Origin of the sequence: Mycobacterium sp. (assembly GCF_049802695.1) — a bacterium.
GTDB lineage: Bacteria > Actinomycetota > Actinomycetes > Mycobacteriales > Mycobacteriaceae > Mycobacterium.
The window spans coordinates 1-3276 of sequence record NZ_JBARMY010000256.1; the positions used below are offsets into that span (position 1 = coordinate 1).

General features: G+C 62.7%; 3 protein-coding genes and 1 pseudogene. All 4 read left to right on the forward strand.

Annotated elements, in window-relative coordinates:
- Nucleotides 1-303: pseudogene (locus WA317_RS10475) on the forward strand (daunorubicin/doxorubicin resistance ABC transporter ATP-binding protein DrrA); the annotation flags it as partial.
- The gene (locus WA317_RS10480) at nt 300-1109 is read left to right on the forward strand and encodes an antibiotic transporter (protein WP_425172967.1); all 810 of its coding nucleotides are present in this window, start codon (nt 300-302) and stop codon (nt 1107-1109) included. The pseudogene WA317_RS10475 and the gene WA317_RS10480, both read left to right, overlap by 4 nt.
- An 89-nt stretch (nt 1110-1198) precedes the next feature.
- Nucleotides 1199-2032 (forward strand): ABC transporter permease, encoded by an 834-nt coding sequence (locus WA317_RS10485; RefSeq protein ID WP_425172969.1) that lies wholly within the window; start codon nt 1199-1201, stop codon nt 2030-2032.
- Between the two features lie 46 nt (nt 2033-2078).
- On the forward strand, nt 2079-3276 hold a 1198-nt coding region (locus WA317_RS10490; protein WP_425172968.1), incomplete at its 3' end, for a phthiocerol/phthiodiolone dimycocerosyl transferase family protein.

The window sequence follows — 3276 nt, forward strand, 5'->3', positions numbered from 1 at the left end:
ACCTACTGCGAAATCGTCCCGCGCCACGTGAAGGATCTGCCCGCTGCGGCTGCGGCGCTCGGTTCGCTGCTGCCCGAACAGAATCGACCGTCGCTGACAACCGCATCCGACCGTATCTCGATGCCGGCTCCCAACGGCCCGAATACCCTCGTTGAGGTTCTGTTTCACTTGAAGGCGGCAAATATCGAGTTGCTCGATATCGCGTTGCGGCGGCCCTCGCTCGACGAAGTGTTTCTCACGCTGACATCGGACAGCAACCGCGGCAGATCCGCGAACCGCGTTGACGCCGAATTGTCCTCATGACTGCTACGACGGCTGGCCGGCCCACCACATCAACCGTTCAGCAGTGGTGGGTACTGACTGTTCGTCTGATCACACCCACGCTGCGCAATGGGGAGGCGCTCGCCCAGGTCGCCGCGTCAGTCATGTTCACCGCCGGTTTCTACATCCCGCTTAAACACATCATGAGCGGCTTTGTCCAGGGCATGAGTAGCTATGCGCAATACCTGATGCCACTGATCGCGCTTCAGGCAGTCGCTTTCGCTGCGGTGTCGGCGGCGTTCCGATCAGCGACCGACTCGGTGCAGGGCATTAACTGGCGATTTAAAGCGATGCCGATTGCCCCCCTGACACCGCTGGCCGCACGCATGTCGGCCAGCATGCACCGCTGCGTCATCGCGCTGGTGGTCTCGCTGGTGTGCGGTCATGTCATCGGGTTCCGGTTCTACGGTGGCGTGGCGCATTCCGTGGGCTTCTGCGCGTTGGTGCTGCTGGTCGGCGCGACGCTGTCGTTGCTCGGAGACGTGGTCGGCGTTGCGAGCCAGAATCCGCAAGCCACCATGCCCCTACTGCTGATCCCGCAAATTATTTTCGGGCAATTGTCGGTCGGCCTGCAACCGGTCGAACGGTTCCCCAGTTGGACACGGGGTTTCGTCAGGGATCAAGCGGTATCCCAGCACGTTTATGCGCTGCGCGCGTTGGCGGGGGACAGCACGCCGGCGGCGGGTGCGGTGAGCTGGTCTGTGATCGGCCCGGCACTGTTTTGGGTGGTGGGCTTCATAGTGGTTCTGCTTCCGCTGCACGCTCTCGTTGCCGCGAGGCGGCGCTGATGGCCATTGCTTCAGAGCACAAGAAGATCACCCTCGACGGGTTCGCCGGTGTACGCCCCGAAGCCGGCCGAGTACGCCCAAAACACGGAATCCCCGAGCGGGGAAGGGCGGGTCCGAAACACAGAGCCGTCCGGCCGGCCTCTTCGGAGAATTCACCTTGGCGGCTCATCAGGCACACCTGGATTCTCACCACGCGAATACTTCGTCGGTGGAGCCGCGATCGTGCAAGTGTGCTCGAGTCGCTGATCATGCCGGTTGCGTTGCTGGTGGCCCTGAATATTGTGCTGGGAAACGGGATTCGGCAGGTTACCGGTCAGAGCGCGCTTTATGGCAGCGTCCCGTTGATCGCGATGGTCGGAGCCGTGTCCGGTTCGATGGTTGGCGGGATCAGTCTCATGGGTGAACGCACAGACGGCTTGCTTTCCCGATTGTGGGTGCTGCCCGTGCATCGTGCATCGGGCCTGCTGTCGAGACTGGTGGCCGATGTGATCCGGATTCTGGTAACCACCGCGGTCATCATGTGCGCCGGATTCGTGCTCGGTTTCCGCTTCCGGCAGGGCGTCCTGCCATCGGTTGCGTGGCTGTTCGTCCCGGCTTCATTCGGGGTGGCGTTCACGATGGTCGTCATCACGGTGGCGTTGTACGCGGCGAACACGGTCGTGGTGGAGGCCACCGAGGTCGTCTGGGGATCGCTGATGTTTTTCTGCAGCGGCTTCGTGCCGGTCGACCAATACCCAAGCTGGCTGCAGCCAGTCGTCCGGCATCAGCCGATGAGCAATTCCATCGAGGTGATGCGCGGACTGTCGCTCGGTGGTCCGGTGCTGGCGCCAATGGTCGAAATGCTGCTGTGGTCGGCGGGTATCGCCGCCGCTTGTGCGATACCGATGGCGATCGGGTACCGACGGGCAAGCAAGCGTGGATGAGGGGTAGTCCAGTCCTGATGTTCCTGAACCGCCATGGAGGCCGAAAATGTTTTCATCGTCGGTGATTCGAAACCTGTCGCGTAGCGAGGAAATCTTCGCCGAGACAGAAAGCTTCGTGGGTCTTGGTGCGGACGTAAAGGGGTCGATCGACGCCGATGCTCTGTCGGCTGCCTTCGACGCGCTGCTGGAGGCGCACCCGGTTCTTGGTGGCCACCTCGAGCGGGGCCCCGACGGCCGCCATCAGTTCGCCGTCGACGATCTACTTCATCCGGGAATCGAGGTGGTGGAGATCGACGATCCGGCCGCCGAAATCCTCCCTGTGCGCTTGAACCAGAGCGAGTCGCTGATCCAGTTGCGGTTGGACCTGCGCGAGCGAGAGGCGCAGCTGACCCTCTACGTCCATCACAGTCTCGCCGACGGCCACCACGAGTTCAGCCTCGTCGAGGAGTTGTTGTCCTATTACACCGACCTCATCTGCACAGGAAGAATCCCGCCGGTCACCGTTCAGCCCACGCCGGACCCGTTAGAAGTTGTGCTCTCCCAACGGGGTATACAGAAGCAGCGGCGATCTGGGCTCGAGCGGTTCATGCCCGCGATGTTCGCCTACGACCTGCCGCCGTCCCGGCGAGCGGGATCCGACGTCAAAGCCTCCGCGCCGCTTCGTGTTCCGATGGCGGAGTGCCAGCTGAGCGAGCGCGAGACACGCGGTCTCGTCGCGCTCAGTCGTGCGCACAAAGTCAGCCTCAACGGCTTGCTCTCTGCGGTTCTCCTTATGGCGGAGTGGCGAGTTCGCGGCCGGACGAACATCCCGGTGCCCTACCTCTACCCGGTCGATTTGCGGTACGTGCTCTCACCACCGCTGTCTGCGACGGCGTGCACGAACCCTCTGGGAGTGGCCACCTATCTCGCCGAGATCGACCACACCACCGATGTGGTGAGCCTCGCGCGGGACATCGTTGAGACGTACCGGGCGGACGTGTCCGACGGGGTGATCCAGCAGTCGCTGCTTCACTTCAGCCCGCAGTATGTCGGGAATCCGCCCGGCTTGCCCGATTTCGTCATGTTGACCGACAGCGGTCTGGTGCCACCCGTGCGGACACCGCCGGACGTGGAATTTACCGCCACCCATGACGAGTTGTTCTTCGCCGTCGACGCCGGAATCGACATGTATCTCAGCAAGATCTTCGCCGGGCAACTGGTGGTCGAGTACCACACGCATGCGCCAGCGCCGGAGAAATCGATTG

Excerpts from the sequence above, each read along its gene's own strand:
- WA317_RS10480 (WP_425172967.1), top strand. The coding sequence starts at position 300 with ATGACTGCTACGACGGCTGGCCGGCCCACCACATCAACCGTTCAGCAG.